This is a genomic window from Dictyoglomus thermophilum H-6-12 (assembly GCF_000020965.1).
GTDB lineage: Bacteria > Dictyoglomota > Dictyoglomia > Dictyoglomales > Dictyoglomaceae > Dictyoglomus > Dictyoglomus thermophilum.
The window spans coordinates 1,772,151-1,791,350 of sequence record NC_011297.1 but is presented as its reverse complement, the minus strand read 5'-3'; the positions used below and the strand labels follow the sequence as shown (position 1 = coordinate 1,791,350).

22 protein-coding genes are annotated in these 19,200 nt (G+C 29.0%); 8 read left to right on the top strand and 14 right to left on the bottom strand.

The features are described from left to right. Nucleotides 1-15: 15 nt before the first annotated feature. The 3 genes from DICTH_RS08860 to DICTH_RS08850 form a co-directional block, all read right to left on the bottom strand. Nucleotides 16-3,279, bottom strand: coding sequence for a hypothetical protein (locus DICTH_RS08860; protein WP_012547574.1), 3,264 nt, complete (start codon nt 3,277-3,279; stop codon nt 16-18). A gap of 63 nt (nt 3,280-3,342) precedes the next feature. After that, nucleotides 3,343-3,651: a HepT-like ribonuclease domain-containing protein gene (locus DICTH_RS08855; protein WP_012548725.1), complete on the bottom strand. Its 309-nt coding sequence runs from the start codon at nt 3,649-3,651 to the stop codon at nt 3,343-3,345. Then, nucleotides 3,644-3,946 (bottom strand): nucleotidyltransferase family protein, encoded by a 303-nt coding sequence (locus DICTH_RS08850; protein ID WP_012547343.1) that lies wholly within the window; start codon nt 3,944-3,946, stop codon nt 3,644-3,646. Before DICTH_RS08850 ends, DICTH_RS08855 begins: the two co-directional genes overlap by 8 nt. 426 nt (nt 3,947-4,372) lie before the next feature. Here DICTH_RS08850 and DICTH_RS08845 point away from each other — a divergent pair, with 426 nt between their 5' ends. The 6 genes from DICTH_RS08845 to DICTH_RS10335 all read left to right on the top strand — a co-directional run bounded on the left by DICTH_RS08845 (nt 4,373) and on the right by DICTH_RS10335 (nt 9,238). After that, complete coding sequence (locus DICTH_RS08845; protein ID WP_012548400.1) at nt 4,373-4,573, top strand: hypothetical protein; 201 nt, start codon at nt 4,373-4,375, stop codon at nt 4,571-4,573. A gap of 129 nt (nt 4,574-4,702) precedes the next feature. After that, on the top strand, nt 4,703-6,097 hold the full coding sequence (locus DICTH_RS08840) for a radical SAM/SPASM domain-containing protein (protein WP_012547100.1): 1,395 nt from the start codon (nt 4,703-4,705) through the stop codon (nt 6,095-6,097). A 66-nt stretch (nt 6,098-6,163) separates the two neighbouring features. Beyond that, the gene (locus tag DICTH_RS08835) at nt 6,164-7,162 is read left to right on the top strand and encodes a radical SAM/SPASM domain-containing protein (RefSeq protein WP_236608298.1); all 999 of its coding nucleotides are present in this window, start codon (nt 6,164-6,166) and stop codon (nt 7,160-7,162) included. Between the two features lie 34 nt (nt 7,163-7,196). Continuing rightward, on the top strand, nt 7,197-7,916 hold the full coding sequence (locus DICTH_RS08830) for an ABC transporter ATP-binding protein (protein WP_012547820.1): 720 nt from the start codon (nt 7,197-7,199) through the stop codon (nt 7,914-7,916). Beyond that, nucleotides 7,891-8,562, top strand: coding sequence for a hypothetical protein (locus DICTH_RS08825; RefSeq protein WP_012547915.1), 672 nt, complete (start codon nt 7,891-7,893; stop codon nt 8,560-8,562). The genes DICTH_RS08830 and DICTH_RS08825 overlap by 26 nt, the downstream gene beginning before the upstream one ends. Before the next feature lie 550 nt (nt 8,563-9,112). Then, on the top strand, nt 9,113-9,238 hold the full coding sequence (locus DICTH_RS10335; protein ID WP_012547770.1) for a hypothetical protein: 126 nt from the start codon (nt 9,113-9,115) through the stop codon (nt 9,236-9,238). Nucleotides 9,239-10,190: 952 nt separating this feature from the next. On the opposite strand, the gene hepT (DICTH_RS08810) is transcribed toward DICTH_RS10335, so the two are convergent. The 4 genes from hepT (DICTH_RS08810) to DICTH_RS10425 form a co-directional block, all read right to left on the bottom strand. Next, nucleotides 10,191-10,607: a type VII toxin-antitoxin system HepT family RNase toxin gene (hepT, locus tag DICTH_RS08810; protein ID WP_012548077.1), complete on the bottom strand. Its 417-nt coding sequence runs from the start codon at nt 10,605-10,607 to the stop codon at nt 10,191-10,193. Then, nucleotides 10,604-11,029: a nucleotidyltransferase domain-containing protein gene (locus DICTH_RS08805; protein WP_012547234.1), complete on the bottom strand. Its 426-nt coding sequence runs from the start codon at nt 11,027-11,029 to the stop codon at nt 10,604-10,606. The genes hepT (DICTH_RS08810) and DICTH_RS08805 overlap by 4 nt, the downstream gene beginning before the upstream one ends. Nucleotides 11,030-11,104: 75 nt before the next feature. Further along, the gene (locus DICTH_RS10430; protein ID WP_081428049.1) at nt 11,105-11,209 is read right to left on the bottom strand and encodes a HEPN domain-containing protein; all 105 of its coding nucleotides are present in this window, start codon (nt 11,207-11,209) and stop codon (nt 11,105-11,107) included. Nucleotides 11,210-11,272: 63 nt separating this feature from the next. Continuing rightward, entirely contained in the window at nt 11,273-11,527 is a 255-nt protein-coding gene (locus DICTH_RS10425) for a nucleotidyltransferase domain-containing protein (protein WP_407919142.1), read from the bottom strand. Between the two features lie 858 nt (nt 11,528-12,385). On the opposite strand from DICTH_RS10425, the gene DICTH_RS08800 reads away from it, so the two are divergent. Continuing rightward, on the top strand, nt 12,386-14,095 hold the full coding sequence (locus DICTH_RS08800) for an ABC transporter ATP-binding protein (RefSeq protein ID WP_012547312.1): 1,710 nt from the start codon (nt 12,386-12,388) through the stop codon (nt 14,093-14,095). 302 nt (nt 14,096-14,397) lie between these two features. Continuing rightward, nucleotides 14,398-15,654, top strand: a complete 1,257-nt coding sequence (locus DICTH_RS08795; protein WP_012547381.1) for an MFS transporter — start codon at nt 14,398-14,400, stop codon at nt 15,652-15,654. Between the two features lie 156 nt (nt 15,655-15,810). Here the strand turns inward: DICTH_RS08795 and hepT (DICTH_RS08790) are convergent, their stop codons facing one another. From hepT (DICTH_RS08790) to DICTH_RS10255, 7 genes are all read right to left on the bottom strand, one after another. Then, on the bottom strand, nt 15,811-16,236 hold the full coding sequence (gene hepT, locus DICTH_RS08790) for a type VII toxin-antitoxin system HepT family RNase toxin (protein ID WP_012548469.1): 426 nt from the start codon (nt 16,234-16,236) through the stop codon (nt 15,811-15,813). Further along, nucleotides 16,223-16,657 (bottom strand): nucleotidyltransferase domain-containing protein, encoded by a 435-nt coding sequence (locus DICTH_RS08785; RefSeq protein WP_012548335.1) that lies wholly within the window; start codon nt 16,655-16,657, stop codon nt 16,223-16,225. The genes hepT (DICTH_RS08790) and DICTH_RS08785 overlap by 14 nt, the downstream gene beginning before the upstream one ends. A 23-nt stretch (nt 16,658-16,680) precedes the next feature. Continuing rightward, complete coding sequence (locus DICTH_RS08780; RefSeq protein WP_012547730.1) at nt 16,681-17,487, bottom strand: ABC transporter permease; 807 nt, start codon at nt 17,485-17,487, stop codon at nt 16,681-16,683. Next, nucleotides 17,477-18,271: an ABC transporter permease gene (locus DICTH_RS08775; RefSeq protein WP_012548606.1), complete on the bottom strand. Its 795-nt coding sequence runs from the start codon at nt 18,269-18,271 to the stop codon at nt 17,477-17,479. The genes DICTH_RS08780 and DICTH_RS08775 overlap by 11 nt, the downstream gene beginning before the upstream one ends. Beyond that, nucleotides 18,268-18,504 (bottom strand): hypothetical protein, encoded by a 237-nt coding sequence (locus DICTH_RS08770; protein ID WP_012547071.1) that lies wholly within the window; start codon nt 18,502-18,504, stop codon nt 18,268-18,270. The genes DICTH_RS08775 and DICTH_RS08770 overlap by 4 nt, the downstream gene beginning before the upstream one ends. Before the next feature lie 103 nt (nt 18,505-18,607). Next, nucleotides 18,608-18,766 (bottom strand): hypothetical protein, encoded by a 159-nt coding sequence (locus tag DICTH_RS10005; RefSeq protein WP_012547253.1) that lies wholly within the window; start codon nt 18,764-18,766, stop codon nt 18,608-18,610. A gap of 61 nt (nt 18,767-18,827) precedes the next feature. Continuing rightward, nucleotides 18,828-19,178, bottom strand: a complete 351-nt coding sequence (locus DICTH_RS10255; protein WP_012548122.1) for a hypothetical protein — start codon at nt 19,176-19,178, stop codon at nt 18,828-18,830. Nucleotides 19,179-19,200 lie beyond the last annotated feature (22 nt).

The following is a 19,200-nucleotide window of genomic DNA, read 5'->3' as shown; positions in this document are numbered from 1 at the left end:
TTTATCTTTAATATCTTATTCCAAAATAATTTCTACTTTTTCATAAACTCCCTCTCTCAAATTATAAGAATAGGGCGTTTTAAGAATTTCTCCGTCTATTTCTTCTTTTTCTCCATTACTGTACAGTACATATTTTTTAATTTTTGCTCTATCTTCACCAAAGGTATTTTTTCTTTTAGGATTTATAAAACAAACAAGGGTATTTTTAAGGAAGTTTATAACGAAAGAATTTTTAGGTATAAATATTTCTTCTTTCTTACCATGACCATAATAGTTTACAGTTTCATCTTTTGTGGTAAATAAAAACTCAGGTATTGAGGTTTGGGGCTTAAAGCAGAGAGTATTACTCTCATCAAGATAAAATGGTTTTTTCCCAAGAGCCATAACAAGGAGCATATGGTAAAATTCTGCAGTACTTCCAGAAAGTCTTGCAGAAAATCCTACTCCATGAAGGTTAGGGTCAGGATTTCTACTACTCACAATAAAAGATACATTCTCAAATATGCTTCTTCTATATATTTCTGGATTCATAAAGGGTACGAGACAATTTTTCATTTCTTCATAGAATTTTTCAAATTCTTCTGCTTTTAATATTTCAAGGAGATATTTGTATTCAAGATGTAGAAATATGCTTTCATTTTCAAGCCATCCAGGAAGAAAAGCTTTTATTCTTCCAATTTCAAGGGGGGCAGAATCTAAGGATGCATTAACTTTGTACATCTTTAGCTTTTTGTCATATAAATCACTTTGTTTTATCCTCTCTATAATTTCTCTCTTTTTGTTTTTATCTTTCTCAATTTTGAGATAATGTACTTGTCCTTCAAGAAAAAGAGGCATATCTTTTCTTACAAATTTCTTTGGCTTTATTACTTTTTTCCCATTCTTTTCTTGAGTCTCATATTCTACAAGTTCATAATAAAAGTATGTATGGTAAAGTCCCTTTTCTTTATCAAAGGCTTTTTCAAGTTCTTTATCTAATTTTTCTAAAAATAGATCTAAAACATTTAAAATTTCAGAAAGTTTTATGGATTTTTCTTCGCCTGATATACCTAATTTAGTATTTTCTCTATATTCTTCTCTTACGCTTGAGCTTTTATCCCAGAACTCAAAGTTTGATATCTTGCCCTCAAGATTTTCTTTTGTTATTTCCACAAGGGAATTTAAAAGTTCTGATACTTCTTGTGGAATTTTTACTTCTCTTTCGTAAAGTTTGTATTTTTCAATCCATGATTTTATAAGTAATAAAAGCCTTTTGAGTTCAAAAGTTTCATTTACTGATGATCCAAAAAGTCCGGGAAGACCATTTAATGCATCATTCCAGCCAGGCCTTCCTGCTTCCATCTCTATACCTATATTTTTGGGATCAAGAGTTGAATATTTAACAGTGGCAAGGGTAATAAGCTTGGAAAGTAAAGAGGTATAATAAATATCTCCCTTTCCATATTTGGCTCTTACTTTATTAGGCTCTATCTTCCTTGATTTTATAAGAGATATCTTTTCTTCGTCATTTTTTAAAGATCTATATTGGCGTACTCCGTTTTCTGTAAGAATATATCTTTCTTCTCTTGGAAGTACAATCTCAGAATTATCATAATAGGTGAAAATCTCTTGATTTAAAAGGAGATCTTCCATTTTGTCTGGAAATATGGATTCATAGCTCTCTATAAGATCTAAGTTGTAAAACCAATGATCTATCCAATATCCTTCTCCATGTTCTGCAAACTCTATTTTTCTACTGTTGGTAAGTAGGAATGCTATAAATTCAATGAGATCTCCCTTTTTCAGCTCATAACTATATTTCTCAAGAATTCTTATTACCTCGGAAGGAACGAAAGGCTTTTGAAGTATTTCTTTTAATTCCTCTTCTATCTCTTCCTTAACCCAGTTTTTTAACTCCACCACCATATTTTCCTTTAAAAGGTATTTAATTCCTCTTATTACTAAGGGATTATATCCATCAAGCTGAATGAGATTCATAAAGTACCATATATTGAAATATCCTACATCAGGATTAAAGTAGATATCATTTCTCCTATTTTGATTTATATCCCTATAATTGGCATTTCCTTGGGAAAAATAATTGGCTTCAAGGGTAAAGAAGTTATAGTCTCTTTCTAAATCTCCATGTTTTCTTCCAAAAAGATAAATTACATCTTTTTTAGAATTATAGTTTAAAGTAATAGGAAGTCCTCCCCTTAAAAGGTTATCAAGAAAACTTTGCCTTACGTAAGAATTAAATTCTTTTGAAGCACTATGTACAAAGGCATTATCCATTATACTTTTTATAAGCATCTCATTTTCTTTAGCTTTTTTATCTACAAATTCTTTATGAGCATAATCTTTTACTATTTTATTTAATCTCTCCAAGGAATCTGCCTTTCCTGCAAAAGATATTATGGATCTTTCCTCATCAGGAGAAAGTGTAATTATAGTGTAGGAGAAAGCAGAAGGAGTTCTATTTCCATAAAATACTGCCTTAGGAAGAGTAAATTTTTCCTTTGCAAATTTATAAGGATAAGAAAAATCATTGGAAGGATAAAAGATAAGATCAGGATCTATTATTACAGGAAGAAGTTTCTCATCTTCTAAGAAAGCAAAATAAAAATGGCCTTCTTTTATTACCTTTACTTCGGTTATATCCTGAAAGGTTGTATAAAGCCTGTAAAAAGGTACATTATTTTCTAAATTATCTACCCTATACCATGCCTCAATGGTTCTGGACATGTTTTTCATAACTTCATTGGTAAGTCCATAGGGTAGAAATTGAGGTATTCCATCAATAATTTCAAGGTTTATTTTGTTTTTTCCATGATTTTTTATAGTGAGAACCCTTATTAATGCTCCTACAGGCTCGTTGGGAAGAGTAAAATAATTTACTTTACAGGAAATATTAAGGTTTTTGTTTGTCTCAGATATGGTAAGGTCATAAGGAGTTATACTCATATAATTCTCTCTTTCAAAAATTTCGTTTTCGGGAGATTCTCTAAAGGGCTCATAAAAAACATTGTCAATTTTTATAAAGGTCCTAAAACCATATATGGGGGTAAGTTTATAGGCTTTGTTGGCAGGATGAAACTCAAGTATAGCACCATCTTTACTCTCAAACCCAAAACTTGTAATACATTGCCCCCTATTTACATAAAAGCACCACATAGGTATTCCCATAATCCCAGATATCCCGGGAAGGAAGCTGGAAAAGGGGAAGGCATGGTTGTAATTGTAAATATTAAAAGTCAAATCTTTCTCTTTATCCACCTCATATTTAATTTTGGGATTCATAAAACCCTCCATAATAAAAATTGTTTCATTATAAAACTTATTTAATATGAAAGATAAAGTTGGTCAATAAATAAGGAATAAGCTAAAAAGAGGGTCCTTTGCTATGCTCAAATCAACACCAAAATAAAAATGAATTATTTTATCTCTCGTTTTTGATATCTCTCGCCACCCAACTTCTTTATATCTTTCTTTCAATTCTTTAGAGATATTCTTAGAGGCTTCCCCTAAAATTTCAATATTCCTTACAACAGCATCAATAATCATATCATTATTTTGAAAATCCTTGTAAGATAGATTCTTTGTGTATTTTATTATCTTCTCGCACGCAATAAGCATATCTATTAAGAACTCTCTATCTCCACGTTTAGACATATTCAATCTCTCTTTTTATCTCTTCTTTTATATGCTTTATCCTTATATTTTCAATACCATCAGGAGTTAAAATATCTATCTCTCTTCCAAATAATTCTTCAAGAAAGTCTATAAGTCCTGCAACATTTTTGAAAGTTGCCTTGCCTCTTTCAAATTCTACAACAAAATCAATATCACTATCCTCTCTTAGCTCTCCTCTCACTACTGATCCAAATATTCCTAACTTTTTTACTCCGAAACTTTTTATCTTTTCTCTGTTTTCTTTTAATTTCTCAATAATCTCCTCTTTTTTCATACTCTCACCTCTTTATACTCCTTTCCTGTTTCAATTATAACATTACATCTCTGATTCTTCTTTATCCCTCAAAGTATTTCTAAGGTTCTTTTCTCAGAATCTTTACTTCGCAAGAAATTTATGATTCTAAATTATTGTATTTCATTATTTCAAAATAAATTACAAAAATGACAGCATTTGAATATTTGATTAAATTCGAAATAACTGTAGAAAGGTTGAAAAATAAAAAATTTAAAAACATAAAAATTTTGGTCTTTTAAAATTAAGATTTTATCAATATTCCTAAGTGTGACAAATTTGAAAGTCATATGCGTTGAGGTAAAGTGAAGATAAAAAGAAAATAAGGGAGAGAATGTTTAATATACTTAATTTATATAAGGATTCTCCTAAAACGAAATACATGTAATAAGAAGGTAGGAAAAGAGAATGCCTTATTGTTCAGCATGTGCTGCATGTGCTGCATGTGCAGGGTGTAGACCTAATTCGGCATGTACGACTTGTCAAGGATGTGGAGGGTGTGTTATTTCACCTGCCCCTGATTTCGAAGTTGCAATTACAGGGATTGCAGCAACAGCAGGTTATACTGTTTTTGCTGTTGGTGGTGTAGCAGGTGTAGCAGCTTGGTAATTACTAAGATGGGGTCTACCTTATCTAAGGTAGACCCTCCTTTGAACAATGAATATACAACTTAAAAAGATTGCATATTTTGATTTAAATGTCTTAGGGTTATTAAACAATTAAAAAGAGGTGAATAAAATGGAGAGTTCCATAGGGATAAATCTTATTAAAAGTGGAAATGTTTATCCTTACCTAACGGATAAGATAAGAGCTATGCATTTGATGCCTACAAAAACATTAATTTTTTGTAGTATTGGTGATAAAGTTGAAAGTGTATACGGATATAATATGGAGGTAATAAATAAAGATTATGGGAATATATTATTAAGAATCGATGGAAAAACCTCTCTTTCTAATATAATAAAACATTTTGAAGTATTAAAAAACAATATATATAAATATATTGAAAATGCTTATTTTAAGGGCTGGATAGAATTTAGTGATACACCAAAACCCTACTGTTCTTCGCATTTAGTAACAGGAGACAGAGAATATTTTTATCCAATTCATCTTGCTATCGAGTTGACTGATAGATGTAATTTGAGATGTTTGCATTGTTATAGAAGTTCTACTTGCGAAGGGATTTTTATAGAGAAAGATAAATTATTTAAAATTGTAGAAGTATTAACTAAAAAAGGACTCCGAATGGTAGAATTGACAGGTGGAGAACCTACTTTACATCCTAATTTTATTGAAATATTAAGCTATCTTTTGAGTAAATTAGAACTTGTCGCTATATTAACAAATGGGACTACAATAGAAGAACAAGTCTATAAATTTTTAAAAATAAATTCTGATAAGTTGTTAATAAATGTGAGTTTAGATAGTTCAACACCAGAATTTCATGATAAATTTAGAGGTGTAAAAGGTTCATGGGAAAAAGCGTGTAAAATAATTGCAAAATTAAGTAATGATGGTTTTATTGTGAGAGTTGCGATGAGTATTGCTCCTGAAAACATGATGGATGTTGAAAATACTTTACTTTTGGCAAAAAAGTTAGGAGCTGTTAGTTTTGCATGGGACCTATGTAATTCTTTTGGTAGAGGAAGTAATATAGATTGGAGTATCGTAAGAGATGAAGAATGGATGAAGTACGAAGCAATGTCCAAATACATTCTTAAAAAATATCATTATATGATTAACTTTTTGCCTCCTTCTTCTATAAGAAAAATGTCTTTAGGCGAAGAAAATTGCGGTGCTGGATGGAGAACATTTGTATTAGGGCCAGACGGAAATTTAAGAATATGTGTTAATAGTCCTATAACTTTATTTAAAATCGGGAATATTTTTGAAGAAGGAGCAAAAATATTAAAAAATAAAATTTTAGAAGAACTATCTGAAATTCCTCTTCCTCGATATGAGTCTTGTAAAAATTGTAAATTTTATGCCTTTTGTAATAACTGTATAGTTAAGGCAGTAATTACTGCTAAGAATTATGATAAATGTGAATGGGAAGGTAAAAGGCTTATTGAATATAGCGATATTATTGACAATAATTTAGTTTGTTTTATTAAAAAGAGTATTGTATATTAAAACAAGTTTTGTAAAAATTTTTGAGTTATCGCAATATTTTTATATGAGGTGATATGTGTGATAGCAATGAAAAACTTAGCTGCAATTATATTAAATTGCACCAGTAGATGTAATTTGAACTGTTATTACTGTGCAGCAAAAGAGTTTACTGACGAATTAGATAGGAATAGTATAGAAAAAATATTGAACTCAACAATAGAACTTAAAACTTACTACTTAATGATAGCTGGTGGAGAACCTCTTCTAAGAAGTGATATATATGATATATTAGATCATGCGAATAAATTAGGATTGGTAATAATACTTATGAGTAATGGTACACTAATAAATAAATATATAGCTAAAAAACTTAAAGATATAGGGGTTGATGCTGTTAGATTAACGTTAGATAGTACAGAAGAATATAAAATTGATAAAATAAAAGGTAGTGGAGCTTATAGAAAAATTTTAATGGCTATAAATTATTTAAATCATGAAGGAATAGGTGTAAATCTTAATATACCTATAAGTTATGACAACATTAATGAAATTGAACAATTTTTAAACTTTGCAATAAACAACAATATTAGAACTTTAAGATTTTCTCCAATTATTAAAAAGGATTTAAATGTAGAAATTTGTGAGATATTGCTAAGACAAATATTAGTACTTCACGAGAAATATAATGAAAATATATCTTACATAGATTATGAACCTATCAACGAACTAGATGAATTCTATGAAGTTCTTGGAAATCTTAGATGTACTGGTGGTAGAATGCTTCTAAATGTAAATCCAGATGGAAGTATAACAAAGTGTCCTTATGTGAGAAGAAGTCTAGGAAATATAAAGGAGAATGAATTGAAGGAGATATGGATAAAATCATATTTTAATACAAAATCCTCTTCGATTTGTGAGGTTATGAAGATAAATTTGGCTGTTCTTCTTGGCAATATAGTTTATAATGTAAAAGAAGTAAGTATTGAAACTATAAGAAAAGTTGTAAGCGCATGGTATTTTATGATAAAAGGAAAAGAAGAATATTGTTTAAGAGATTTGCCTTTGTGGTATATCAATTTAAGATGATAAATTACTAAAAAATAAAAAGGAATTTTGTCTTATGGAAGTTATAACTTTTTCAAAGGTTAGTAAAGTAATAGGAAAAAGGATAATATTAAAGGATGTCTCTTTTAAAGTAGAAAAAGGTAGCATATTTGGTCTTTTGGGACCAAATGGAGCAGGAAAGACTACAATAATAAGGATTATTTTAGGACTCTTTGAACCTACTTCTGGAAAAGTTGAAATTTTGGGAAAAGAGATAGGAAAAACAAAAGAAAAAATTGGCTTTATACTTCATAAAACAGGATTATATCCTAAATTATCCTGTATAGAAAATATACTTCTATATGCTGATATCTATAAAGTCCATGATAGATCTAAAATAGAATTTCTACTTAAAGAGGTAGGACTTTGGGAAAGAAAAGACGATAAAGTAGAAATTTTCTCCCGAGGAATGCAACAAAAATTAGCTCTTGCAAGAGCTTTAATCCATAATCCTGATTTATTAATCTTGGATGAACCTACTGTAGGACTTGATATAGAAACAAAAATATGGTTTAGAGAATACATTAAAAAATTAAGAGAAGAGGGAAAAACTATACTTTTATCTTCTCACGAACTCACAGAAGTAGAAAAATTATGTACTCACATAGGAATAATAAGAGAAGGAAATTTATTAGAGTATGGAAAAGTTGAAGATTTAAAGGAAAAATATAAAAAATACTCTTTAGAAGATATTTATCTTTATTTAAAAGATGAAATATATTTGGAAAGAGTTTAAAGTAACTTATTCTAATAAAAGTTTTGTAGTTTTATACATTTTTGTTATTATTCTTTTTACTGTCACAGGTTATAGTCTTGGATTTTTATATAAGGCCACAAAAAATTCTTTCATGCCTCTTTATTTTTCTACTATTTATAGTTTTGTTTTATTGTACTTTTTTTTAAATCTTTATCCTATTGGAGAAAATATAAGGGAGCAAATTAGTGGAGGGCTTGAAAATCTATTAGCAACACCTCTGGAACTTAATAGAATTATTTTCTCAAAAAGTCTTGTGGTTTTTATTGCTCTTTACACTCCTACTCTACTTTTTCAAATTTCTATTTTTCTTTGGTCTAAAGATCTTATTACATTTCTTTTTTCCATTTTTTTTACTCATCCCTTATACTTATGGGGTATCTCAAATATTTATGTATCTACTCTTATATCTACTGCAAATCCTATGGGAGCTTTAACTAAAGGATTAAGAGTTTCTACATTTCTTATTTATCTCTTCTCTATTGGTCCATCCTTTTTAAAATTAGAATTTCCACAATTGCTACTTTTAATACTAACTTTATTGATATCTTTAATAGTGTTAATATACTCAATCAACTTTAAGAAAAAACTTAATGTAGAGAGAATAGTAAGGAGTATAATGTGGTAGATATATTAGGAGTTTTACTCTTTTTAATTCTAACAAAATTTTACAATCAAAAAATTTCATATGAGTTTTTCGGCATTTATACTATTTTACAGATTTCCATGTATTCCTTAAGCTTGAATAGTAACGTTACTTTTAATAAAGAGCTTGGAATTTATGAAAATTTGTTAGGTACTCCCATGGACATCAAAGGTATTATAAAGCGTGAAACTATATTCTATTTTAGAAAACTTTTTCCTTCTTTATTTAAGTATCAGCTAATTTTGTCTACTTTTTTAATTCTCTTTGGCCATTTAGAGTTCTCTTTTCTTTTACTTTTCTGGCTAATAGTAGCGGTTCCCTTTTTATTCATTCTTTTTGAAATTTTTACTATTATATATTCTCTAAAAAATAGCTATGCAAAAGGAATCATCTTTATGGTTTCAATATTTATGTTTTTTATCTTTATTTTCTTTAAATTTTCCATATTCTCTATCTTAGGGATAATATTATTTTTGAGTCTCTGTATTTTAAGCTCATATTTTAAGCTAAAAAACGATGATATAATATTTTTGTGAACAAGGAATTTTACTTTCTTGATGAGAGAGAAAGAAAAAAGGTTATTGAAGAGTTTAAAAGAATTCTTCAGGAAGAAGAAAGTATAATTTTTGCATATTTATTGACATCTGAAGAAAATTAATCTACCTTTCTTTAAGAGAGTTTCTTCCTTAATGCGGATTGATCTTGAAAAAATCAAACGGAGAATTTCCGATTTTAATGAATCCTTAGATGTAAATGAGTTCTGGTTTGATAAAAGAAATATAGCAAGCTTTAAAATACTTCCTTATAACAAAGTTTAACCCACCTAATTTCTGAAACTTATGAGAAAATGGAGTCTAATAAATTTATATATAAAACTTAGCTTAAATCTCTTTAAATTGAGGCTTAAGTATGGTGTTTATTTCAAAAACCTAAATATAAACCTATAAATCAGAGAGCAGAATTAGTTTCTATTGTGAGATTTTGGAAGAAAAAATTCAGGATTTCTTTTGGGGGAGAAAGTTTATTAATAAACCTACAAGGGATAAAAAAAGAATATATTAGCACGGTAAGACTTTATGAATCATGAAAAGGATGAAATGAGACTAAGAATTTTTATTTTAAGCATAGCTCTTTCCCCTGTGGGAGATCTTTCCTTTTCATTTTTCTGGAACGCTAAATTTGTCCTTTTTTATCCTGTTTTTGGTCTTACAGGAGCTGGAGTACTGACTATTTTAGCTTCTCTTTCTGGATTATATATACTGAGAAAATTCCGTAAATATAGTAAAAGCTATATCCAATGTAATAATCACAGGTACTATAAATTTCATTATTTCATTTGTTGTTCCTGATAAAAAGAAGTTTAATAAATATATAGGTTTTTAAAGGACAGCAACAAGTGGTTTCATAATTTCTATCTCTTCGGTCTACTTGGTATACCTTACTTCAGCCTCTACTTTACTATTAATCCTAAAAATTTCTTAGTATCCAATAGGATGAACTGTTCACACTGGAAGATGTGAAAAGTTTGCAATTTATAATTCAGTTGCTAAATTAGTGGATATATTTATCTTGTCTCAGTATACTCTAAATATAGGCAAGCATGAAGAAATTTAAAACAATTTTTTAATTTCGTTGATAAAGTCATAGAGATCCTTAAGGTCTTTTTGGGCATACTCATAAACCTTTTTGTCATCTATCTCCCAATATCTATGTATCAATCTATTTCTAAATCCTATCATTTTTTTGAGTCTTACAAACAAATCAAGGGAGATTATATTTTCTTTTTGAAGTAATTCTATGCACTCACCTATACTGGAAACTCCTCTGTTAAGTTTTTTAGCACAAATATGTACACATATACTTCCTAATGCTTCTATTGCCTGAAGAAGAAAATATTTTAATGAGGCTATATTTCTTTTATCTACCCAAAATTCCCCTTCATCCATAGAGGTTAACTTATTAATTTCCTCTATTGATTCTATGATATCTGATACTCTTTGCTTAATTTTCTCCAAATCAATATTCATAGAGAAAGGAGTTCCTTTAAAGAGAGTTGAGAGATATATTCATTAGCAATAGCTTCTAAGGAAGTTTCTTCTATTAAATCAGTAAGTAATTTTTCATTCTTTGTAAATAATAAGAGTCCTGTTCTAAATATGTTATTTAAGAAGGAATGTTTAGCCTTATTAATTATTCTTAAATCTATGATCTCAAAAGGTAAATTAATGCTTTTTGAGATTTTATCTATCAACTTAACTTCAAAATCTTCATCTAAATTTATATTGTCTACAAAAATACCTATATCTATATCTCTAAAGGAGGGATCATTTAAAAAGGATCCAAAAATATAGGCAAAAACAATATATTCTTCTTGTATGAGAATATTTTTTATCTTTTCAATTATTTCTTTCTTAATATCTTCTGAAAGGGAAAAGAATTTATCAAACATAGCATAATTATTATAGCACAGCCTTCTGAGATAATAGAGTAATTTTCTTTAAAATAAAATCCTTAACTCTTATGGCTAAATTATAGCTTTAACATCTACATAAGTGAGAAATGATTTTAAGTATTTTTTAATAGCCTGTTGACAATGAAAACATATGATATCTGTAGATGCATCTTCAATATCAAGATACTACTTTGAGATCATTATCAGCCTTTTTTAACTACCTAAGAATGATTTCTTCTTTCATAATTTTATTCCTTCTGTATAAGCCTTATTGGAAATGGTATTAGCTATATCTTTTTTCATCTCAAAGGTATCCTCACTCTTTATAATTATGTCAAAAGAAGAACCAGGAAAGTGGGAATGCATAGCATAGTATATTCTTCGCCAGAGCCTTTTTCTTTCTGCTAATGTTAGTTTTTCCTTTACTAAAATTAGAATATCCCAATCACTCTCTTCTACAAAATCACTTCTAGCTTTAGAGCCAAATAATATTATTTGGCTTAAAGTAAAGCCAGCTTCTAAAAGAATAATTAGTTATAACTTCTCTAATAATTTTCTCTTTCAACCTTTTCCCTTTTATAAATAGATCTCTTGAAAATATTATATCAAACATACATTTTTGAAATTTCACAGGTTTGGTTTAATCTTTTAGGTTTGCGAAGGCTATTCTCAATGCTTTCCCCTTTGGGAAGTCGTTTTTGCTTACCCAACAAATTTATCTTTGCTCCTTAAAAGTAATACCTATGTTTCTGTCAAATGCCAATTTGTATTATATTTGTTGGCTTCCAAATAGGTTTTCTATCATCCTTTTATTTACGAAAGAATTAGATCATAATCCTAATAATTTTAATAGTTTATCTGTCCATTCTCCCAATTTAATAATTACCATGGAAAAAATATCTACGAAAATTCTAAGTATAGTTACAGAACATGTGAATAGGACTAATATTTGAATTAGAAATCTTACAGACCTTCTAAGGGGCATTGGACTAAAATATTTTTTACAATCTCTAATTTTTTCATTAAAATACCTCCTTATTTTCTTTTATAGGGCTACTGAGTCTAAGAGACTCAGAGAAAATGATTCTACTTTTCATCCCCTTCCTTTTTGTGGGGTATTTTACTTTAATATTATTTGATTGTCAAAGGACAAATTTTTGTGGTTTTGAAATTTCTATGATAAGATGTTTTATATAATTATTTTAAATTTAATTGGATATTTAAAATAGACTTTTATAAAAATGGGTAAAAGCAGTTAGTAAGATCCTTTTTTATTCTTTCTCAGACATGCTAAAATTAAGAAAATAGATTTTCATAAAATGAGCAAAATTATAAGGTAGGTGTTTAAAAAAAATGCAAGAAGATTTAGATTTTCTATTTCCTCAAAAGGAAAAAGTTTCTCTATCAGAGTTTAAAATATTATTTCCTTATTTAAAAACTCATCTAAAAAGTTTTATACTTGCAAGTATCTTTCTTATAATCTCTTCTTTCATTACAGTTCCCATTCCCTATTTAACAAAAATGGTAATTGACAAGGTTTTACTGGGAAATAAAGACGTAAGACTTCTTTTTAATTTGATCATTGTCATGGCGGTTCTTCATATAGCAAGAAGCATCTTTTCGGGGATAACTCAATACCTTTTTGTAAAACTGAATCAAGAAATTATTGTTACTTTAAAAAGTGATTTATTCAAAAAGATTCTAAAACTGCCCTTTTCCTTTTATGATCGAGCACAAACAGGATATCTACTAAGTAGAATTGGAGAAGCAGAAGGCTTAGGTTTATTTTTCTCTTCTAATTTAGTAGGCCAATTAATAAGATTAGGAGAATTTATCTTTGCTCTTTGCATGCTTCTTTATCTCAATTGGAAGTTGACTATTATTGCTCTTTTAATTCTCCCTTTTTATTATTTTGCTCTTAAACCTTTAGCAGATAGGATCTCATATGTTACAAAGGAAATTTTAGAATCTTCTGCTAAATTGATGGGAAAAGTACAAGAAAGGATTTCAGGAGCAGAAGTTATTAAGCTTTTTGTGGCAGAAGAAAGAGAAGCAGAAAAAATAGAGAAAGGGTTTAAAGAGCTTGGAAGAAAGAATATTCTACAAAGTATAATCTTTACCTTATTCGCAGAATTTAACATAACCCTTACTGCTTTGGGAGGACTTCTCATCCTATGGAGGGGCGGAATAGATATAATAAATGGAACGTTTACCTTAGGAAGCTATATTGCTTTTACAGCTTATGTACAAAGGCTTTATGCTCCTATTCAAAGTTTAGCTACTTTTAATTTTACTCTCTATCCAGCGCTGGTTTCTCTGAAAAGAGTAGCTGAAATTATGGAAATAACGCAAGAGGAAGGAGGTGATATACAAATTAATGAATTAAGAGGAAATATATCTTTTAATGATGTCTCTTTTTCCTATCATGAGAATAATAGGGTTTTGGAAGATATAAATTTAGAAATAAAAGAAGGAGAAAAAGTTGCTATAATAGGTCCTAATGGTAGTGGAAAAACCACCCTAATTCGATTACTTCTTAGGATGTATAAGCCTCAAAAAGGAAAGATCTTTATAGACGGTATTGATTTAGAGAGAATAAAGCTTTCCTCTTTAAGAGAAAAAATTGGGATTATTTCTCAAAATGTTTTTCTATTTAATGACACTGTTAAGAATAATATCTCTTATTCAAGACCTGATATTTCTGATGAAGAATTAATAAAACTCTTAAAGGAAACAGACTTATACGACTTTTTTATAGAAGGATTCCCAAAGGGTCTTGATACGGTAATAGGAGAAAGAGGGGTAAGAATATCTGGAGGGCAGAGGAAGATTATTGCCTTCCTTAGAGCCATATTGAAAAATCCCAAAATTCTTATACTTGATGAAGCAACCTCTGAAGCAGATACAATAGTAGAGGAAAAAATATTTAAATTTATAAAAGAAAAGATGAAAAATACAACATGCATTATTATTACTCCCAAGAATTTGCTTGAAAAAAACTTTGTAGATAAGCTTGTTTATCTCAGTAAGGGAAGAATTGTGGAGATAATAGACGAAAAATAATATGCGCTAATCTCTTTTTATGGCAACCTTAGTTTCTCTTACCATTCTTTCTTATAATTCCCATACTTTTTATTTTAATAGCGATTTTAAATACAAAAATATTTATGAAGAGTCAAAAGCTCTCAGAGATTCATCAGTGAGTTTCCAAAGGAGTTAAAAGAAAGCCTTGACAGTAAAAATTGATGGTTTATACAATAAAGTTTGTTTAGGGGTTTAAGGTAAGGCTTTTGTTTTTGATGATGGGAAAAAGTTTTTAGAAAGCAAGAAGTTTGATACCTTTTTGGGAGAGGGAGGGATAATTTTTGCGTAAATTTAAATTTTTTCGTTTTGTAGAATTTTTAAGAGAGAATCCTTCTTTTTTTAAGGTATGGCTTGGATATTCTCAGAGTAATATGGGTACAAGATTTACCATGATTGCAAGGACTATTTTATTTTATCAAATTACTAATTCTGCGAGTGCTGTAGCCATCTTTAGTATTTTTTCTATGTTGCCTTTTATTTTGGTAAGTCCTATTGCAGGATGGTTTTCAGATTTTATTTCAAGAAAAAAGATCTTAATATTTTCTCAAATAATCAATGGATTTTTAGTTTTGGGTTATATTATCGCAAGAGATCCATGGATATTTTATATTTTAGTTTTTCTTAATGGTGTTTCTGGAGTCTTTTTCTCTACTTCTTTTTATTCCATGGTTCCTCAAACTGTGAAAGATAAAGATGATATAGTAACAGCAAATTCATTAAACAATTTTAGTGAGAATTTGGTGGATGTTTTAGGACCATTTTTAGGTGCCATTGTAGTGAAATTCTGGGGTTTTATTCCTGCTTTTATCATTGATTCTATAACCTTTTTTATAAATGCCTTTTTATTATCAATAACTTTTATCTCAGGTGAAGAGAGATTTGAGAAGGAGATTAGACCTAAAGCTTTGATATTGTCTTTCTATAATGATACAAAAGAAGCTATAAAGTTTCTTATAAATGAAGGAAGGTTTGTAAAATATATACTTGTTACTGAATTTTTGACACTTTTAGCAGGTGGTACCATAAACAACTTGCTTGTAGTTTTTACAAAAGAAGCCCTTCATAGTTCTGAAGCTATGTATGGTTATTTACTTTCTGCGGGAAGTATAGGAGCTTTAATAGGTTCTTTTATTTTGGGGAATTTAAATATGAAAATTACAAGTTATAAATTGTATTTTGTAGGTCTAATATCTATTGGAAGTTTTTTGACCATATTTTCCTTTGCTAATAACATTTCCTTAGGTTTAATACTTTTCTTTTTAAATGGTATAGCCAATGCTCTTTTGCAGGTAGGATTTATGAGTGCTATAATGGCAAATGTTTCCTCCCAATATAGAGGAAAGATATTTTCTATTTACATAGTATCTTCTACCTTAGGCAGTGTAATTTCTTTACTTATAAGTCAAAGGATGCTAACAGGGTTAAATATTCAAGTTATCTATAGAATTGGAGCTCTCTTTATCCTTATGATAAGTGCAATTAGATTTATTAGGATTCAATATTTTAAGAGTAAAAAAGTGCCGTGGGTAAGTTATTAACCTATCAAACTGTATTTTAATGTTCAAAAATGAGGTGGAGAGCATGGTAAGTAGCCAAATTTTATGAGAAACTTAAAAATTAAGCGTGAGATTTTGGAATTGAAACTTTCAGAAATTGCTTTTTCGTAATTTTTTGGATAGTATGGTGAAAGGACCTTAAAGCTCTAAAATTTCAATTATTTTATTGATCAAAGCTTTTAAATCTTTAACATTATTTTTTAGGATTGAGTATAAAAACTCATTATCAATCTCCCAATATATATGTACTAATCTATTCCTAAACTTGACCATATTCACCAAATTTTCAAAGAACTCTTTCTCCAAAAAGCCATTTTCAAAAAGAACTCTAAAAGTATCTGAATAATCTTTTGGGGGCCTTAGTCCATTTTGAGATATTATGTGATTGCAGATATCAATAGCAGACTCAATGGCTATTATAAAATTATATTTTGCACTGTCAACCTTATCAGGATCTTTTAGGAATTCTTCCTTTTCCACATTACTCAAAGAGTCTAATCTACTTACTGCTCTTCGCATTTCATAAAGGAGTTTGGATATTTTTTCTCTATTAAATTGGAGCATTTTTTATCTCCCTTAAATATTCTTCTATTAAATGTTTATAGTCAAAATATTTTCTAAAGATTAAGCTTTCAAAATCTGCTCTTAGATCTATGTCTCTATCTATGATCACAATCTTGTTGCTCAAGACATTATAAACAAAGCCTAATGGTGCATTATTTATTAATCTTACATCTGTAGGTATATTTATCTTGTCTTCAACTTTTCTTTCTAATTCAAGTTCCAATTTCAGTATACTCTCCTTATCTTTGGGGGAATCTTTAATATAAATTGCTATATCTATATCGTTAAATCTGTCGGAATAAGCAAAGGATCCGAAAATATAGGCAAAAACAATATATTCTTCTTGTATGAGAATATTTTTTATCTTTTCAATTATTTCTTTCTTAGTATCTTCTGAAAAGGAAAAGAATTTATCAAACATAGCATAATTATTATAGCACAGCTTTAAACTCCTGTTCCTTTATATCTTCTGGTACCTCTTATCCAAAGTTTATAAGCAAGGAAGAATAATAGTATGCCTACAAAAGGGGAGATAAAGACTAAGAAATTGATATTTTGAGGTCTTAAAAATATTTGGGAGGGATAAAAAGCTACAAAGGCTATAGGGATTATAAAAGTGAAGATAAATTTAAAGAATGGATCAAAGATATCTGCTGGATATCTTGTATATTCTCTAAGTCTAAAAATAAAGTTTAAAAGGGGAGTTACATTCAATACCCAAAAAGCTACTGCAGACCCCATTACCATAAGAGAGACCATAACTAAAGAACTGCTTACTAAGGAGATTATTAAAAGAAGAAATTTTAAGAGATTAAATTCTAAATTTAATTTTATCCATGCATAAGAGAGAGTAATTATACCTATGATTAATTGGCTTAAACCTTTCATGTCAAAAACTTCTGCAAAATAGAAAAAGAATATATTAAGGGGCTTAAGATAGTATTTTATAAAATCGCCTGAGATTAGATAGTAAGGTAGATTCCAGAGGTTGTCAAAGAAAAGTTGCAAAGGAGTTAGAGAAAGTAAAGAAAAACCATATATGAACAGGATCTCATAATAATTCCATCCCAAAATATTTGGTATGGATCTAAAAATTACATATATAGAAAGAAGCCCAAAAAGATTTGTGATTACCATACCAATAGTACTAATAAAGAAGTCTACCCTATATTGCATTCTTCCCTTTATATCCTGAGCAATAAACCAAAAATATACCTTTATGTAGTACTTTAATCTGGATTTATCCCCCATTTATCTTAATAAACCTCTCTGTTAATTTATAATATATTCTGCTTAAAGCTAAAAAGATAAAAAGCCAAAAGATTTGTACTATTAAGGAATTCAAATAATCGGGGAGGGTATAGCTTTTGTTGATAAGAACCTCTATGGGCATATGGTATATGGTTTTAAAGGGTAATAGTTCTAAAATCTTCCTTAAATTTTCTGGGAAAAGAGGGATAGGTATGATTCCTCCAGAGAGAAATAAGATTATGGCGTCTTTTGTTACTGAAAGTCCCCAAATGGTTTCAGTAAAAAAGGCAGTAACTCCTACGATAAAGTCAATACTGAAGTATATTAAATATGAAATAATTACAGAAAGGATAAAGAATAAAAAATTAATGCCTATACTAATGGGCATATTGAGAATAAACCTGAGAATTACTAAAACGGGAAAAGTTATAGTTAAAAGATTAAGTATAACCCATGTGATTCTTTTGAAAAACATATAAATCTGAAAGTCTAAGGGCTTTGTCAAAATGATGGAAAGATTTCCGCTTAACATAAGTTGAGCTATGTCCCAGTCTACCCAGGTCTGAAAAAGACCAAAGATTGCGGTTGCTAAGGAAAGGTAAGTAAAGGTACTTTCAAAGCTCATGTTTAAACTTTCCTGTCCTAAACTTCTATATATGGCTTTCCACAAAAAGAAAATCAATAAAATATAAATATATTTTTCTAAAGCATTAAAAAATAAGGAAAATCTATAAACCATCCTTTCCAGAAGAAATCCTTTAGCAATATAAATATACTTTTTCATCTTTGGGCTTCCTCATATATAAGTTTGATTACTTCTTCGGTCTGAATATCCTCATTATGTATATCCTCTATAGGTATGAAATTGGCAATAAACCTTAGGATTTCTAATAAATTTACATCTTGTTTTTTGAAGCTTATATCCAGTAAGTAGGATTTAATTATACAGTCGGAGATCACATCATTAAATTTTTCAAAAAGCATTAGTTTTATTTTGTTAATTTCTCCTTCATCCACATCATCTCTTACCCTTATTTTTGCCTTTCTATAAATTTTAAGTCTTTATTTAAGATCTTCTTATCATTTTATCTTCAAAAGTGAAATAAAGTTGTTTATTAGATTATCCTAAACCTAATAATTTTAAGAGTTTATCCGTCCATATTCCTAAATTAATAATTATGATAGAAAAAATCTCTACTAAAATTCTAAGCACGGTTACAGAACATATGAATAGAACTAATATTTGAATTAAAAATCTTATAGGTCTCTTAAGAGTCATTGGACCAAAAGACATCTTTTATAATCTTTAATAAGTTTTCCATTAAAATACCCTCCTTTTCTTATAGAATTACCGAATCTGAGACACTCAAAGAAAATGATCCTATAGTGCCTCCTACTCCCGCTATTCCTATATAAGCTCTGAAATTTGCTTGTCCTTTTGCCCAAGCAATATTTGCACCTACAGTTCCATAGGAACAGGAGGTAGTAACCTCAGTAAACATACCAGAGGAAGCAACAACTCTTATGGACAGAACTTTGCTCAGTGGAATAAGGTTATATATTCTTCCATTCAGTATTATTGTTTTACTTTCCTCCATACTACCTAAAACAATTGCTCCGAGTAGCAAAAATAATAAAGAAAAACATACTAAGAGATTTTTAATTTTACCCAAGAAATAATTCTTTAGCACTTTTCAAATACCCTTCCCCTTT

Coding starts and splice junctions, on each gene's coding strand:
- DICTH_RS08860 (WP_012547574.1), bottom strand. CDS start 3,279: ATGAATCCCAAAATTAAATATGAGGTGGATAAAGAGAAAGATTTGACT.
- DICTH_RS08855 (WP_012548725.1), bottom strand. CDS start 3,651: ATGTCTAAACGTGGAGATAGAGAGTTCTTAATAGATATGCTTATTGCG.
- DICTH_RS08850 (WP_012547343.1), bottom strand. CDS start 3,946: ATGAAAAAAGAGGAGATTATTGAGAAATTAAAAGAAAACAGAGAAAAG.
- DICTH_RS08845 (WP_012548400.1), top strand. CDS start 4,373: ATGCCTTATTGTTCAGCATGTGCTGCATGTGCTGCATGTGCAGGGTGT.
- DICTH_RS08840 (WP_012547100.1), top strand. CDS start 4,703: ATGGAGAGTTCCATAGGGATAAATCTTATTAAAAGTGGAAATGTTTAT.
- DICTH_RS08835 (WP_236608298.1), top strand. CDS start 6,164: ATGAAAAACTTAGCTGCAATTATATTAAATTGCACCAGTAGATGTAAT.
- DICTH_RS08830 (WP_012547820.1), top strand. CDS start 7,197: ATGGAAGTTATAACTTTTTCAAAGGTTAGTAAAGTAATAGGAAAAAGG.
- DICTH_RS08825 (WP_012547915.1), top strand. CDS start 7,891: ATGAAATATATTTGGAAAGAGTTTAAAGTAACTTATTCTAATAAAAGT.
- hepT (WP_012548077.1), bottom strand. CDS start 10,607: ATGAATATTGATTTGGAGAAAATTAAGCAAAGAGTATCAGATATCATA.
- DICTH_RS08805 (WP_012547234.1), bottom strand. CDS start 11,029: ATGTTTGATAAATTCTTTTCCCTTTCAGAAGATATTAAGAAAGAAATA.
- DICTH_RS08800 (WP_012547312.1), top strand. CDS start 12,386: ATGCAAGAAGATTTAGATTTTCTATTTCCTCAAAAGGAAAAAGTTTCT.
- hepT (WP_012548469.1), bottom strand. CDS start 16,236: ATGCTCCAATTTAATAGAGAAAAAATATCCAAACTCCTTTATGAAATG.
- DICTH_RS08785 (WP_012548335.1), bottom strand. CDS start 16,657: ATGTTTGATAAATTCTTTTCCTTTTCAGAAGATACTAAGAAAGAAATA.
- DICTH_RS08780 (WP_012547730.1), bottom strand. CDS start 17,487: ATGGGGGATAAATCCAGATTAAAGTACTACATAAAGGTATATTTTTGG.
- DICTH_RS08775 (WP_012548606.1), bottom strand. CDS start 18,271: ATGAAAAAGTATATTTATATTGCTAAAGGATTTCTTCTGGAAAGGATG.
- DICTH_RS10005 (WP_012547253.1), bottom strand. CDS start 18,766: ATGACTCTTAAGAGACCTATAAGATTTTTAATTCAAATATTAGTTCTA.